The sequence below is a fragment of the Microbacterium umsixpiens genome, from assembly GCF_053543675.1.
Genome location: NZ_JBLVOH010000227.1, coordinates 30,262 through 31,104, shown reverse-complemented (window position 1 = coordinate 31,104; position 843 = coordinate 30,262). Strand labels below are relative to the sequence as shown.

The 843-nt window shown below is 66.5% G+C and carries 1 protein-coding gene; it reads right to left on the bottom strand.

The window, feature by feature from the left end; all coding sequences use genetic code 11:
• Window positions 1–22 precede the first annotated feature (22 nt).
• Window positions 23–843 (bottom strand): extracellular solute-binding protein (locus ACNPM4_RS19185; RefSeq protein WP_448986807.1); only part of this gene is annotated, 821 nt, incomplete at its 5' end.

Here is an 843-nt window from a genome sequence, read left to right as displayed (position 1 = left end):
GTTCAGGCGGGGAGGCGGGAGGTCAGAACTCCGCTTCCCACGAGGCCTGCGCCTTCTTGAGCGCGTCGGGGATCGACTGCTGCCCGTCGAGCGCGGCCTGGAGCTGCTCACCGAACTGGCGCATGAGGTCCTCGGCGACCGGGAGACCCGTGAACTCGTTCGCCGGGTAGCCGGCCTGGTAGATGTCGAACGCCGTCTTGAAGAGCTCGTCGTCGTTCACGAAGTCCGGGACCGACTTCGCGTTTCCGGGGAAGGCCTTGGCCATCGTGGAGAGCTCGGAGTTCGTCTGCTCGCTCATCAGGAACGACACCAGCTTGAACGCCGCTTCCTTGTGCTCGGAGTTCTCGGCGACGCCGATGCCCCAGGAGGCGTAGGGAATGCCGCGTTCACCGTCGTACCCGTCCTCGGCGGGGATCGCCGAGATCGAGAAGTTCAGATCGGGGTTCGTCTCGCGGATCAGGTTGATGTGCGCGAGCGAGTCGATCATCATGCCGGCTCGACCGTTGGTGAACTCCTCGACCTTGTCCTGCTCCTTCATGGTGAAGGAGCCCGAGGCGATGACGCCGTCGTCCCACAGCCCCCCGATGTACTCGACCGCGGACGTGACGTCGTCGTTCGTGAGGTCGGGCTGACCGTCTTTGAGCATCGAGCCCCCGGACGCCCAGACCCACGACATGACGTCGTTCTGCACGCCGTTCGGCGATTCGAGGGACAGCGGGAGCACCCAGCCCGAGACGTCGCCGCCGAGCGCCGAGACCTTGGCCGCCGCGTCCGCGAACTCGGTGCGGGTCTGGGGCGGCGCGGTGACCCCGGCCTGCGCGAGCAGGTCGTCGTTCGTGAACA